Annotated in this window: 1 protein-coding gene; it reads right to left on the reverse strand. The window is 38.4% G+C overall.

The window, feature by feature from the left end; genetic code table 11:
• Positions 1-118 precede the first annotated feature (118 nt).
• A partial coding sequence (locus IDG60_RS15740) for a tRNA dihydrouridine synthase (protein WP_206160905.1) occupies positions 119-1,035 on the reverse strand: 917 nt, incomplete at its 5' end.

Below are 1,035 nucleotides of genomic sequence, written 5' to 3' on the forward strand. Positions count from 1 at the left end.
TAAGTAAAAAGGCATCATCGGGAGTTATCCTATCAGGAAAACCAAGATAATACCTAAGTAGAAAGTGTTCAATCCGTGTTAAATTGGGAAATATCATCCATAAACTTTATTACTCATACTATAATTCTATTTTAACGTCTTCGTCCATTTGGGCTTCAAATTCATCTAGAAGTGCTCGTGCTTCTGCAATTGATTGTGTGTTCATCAATTGATGGCGAAGTTCGCTAGCGCCTCTTATGCCACGCACATAGATTTTAAAGAATCTACGCAAGCTCTTGAATTGTCGTATTTCATCTTTTTCATATTTGTTAAACAATGATAAATGCAATCTCAATAGATCTAATAGTTCCTTGCTTGTGTGTTCGCGTGGTTCTTTTTCAAAAGCGAATGGATTATGGAAAATGCCTCTACCAATCATGACACCATCGATGCCATATTTTTCTGCCAGTTCAAGTCCTGTTTTTCTATCGGGAATATCACCGTTAATTGTTAACAATGTATTTGGTGCAATTTCGTCACGTAAATTTTTAATAGCTTCGATTAATTCCCAATGTGCATCTACTTTACTCATTTCTTTACGTGTACGAAGATGAATAGATAAATTGGCAATATCTTGTTCGAAGACGTGCTTCAACCAATCTTTCCATTCATCGATTTCATAGTAGCCAAGGCGTGTTTTAACACTTACCGGAAGCCCACCTGCTTTAGTTGCTTGAATAATTTCGGCAGCGACATCCGGTCTTAAGATTAAGCCGGAACCCTTACCCTTTTTAGCAACATTTGCTACAGGACATCCCATATTTAAGTCAATGCCTTTAAAGCCCATTTTAGCTAGTTGAATACTCGTTTCACGGAACTGTTCTGGCTTATCTCCCCATATATGAGCGACCATCGGGTGTTCATCTTCGCTAAAAGTTAAGCGTCCGCGCACACTATGTATGCCTTCAGGGTGGCAAAAGCTTTCAGTATTTGTAAATTCAGTGAAAAACACATCCGGTCTAGCTGCTTCACTTACAACGTGTCGAAAGACGATAT

The organism is Staphylococcus sp. EG-SA-2, from assembly GCF_017152085.1.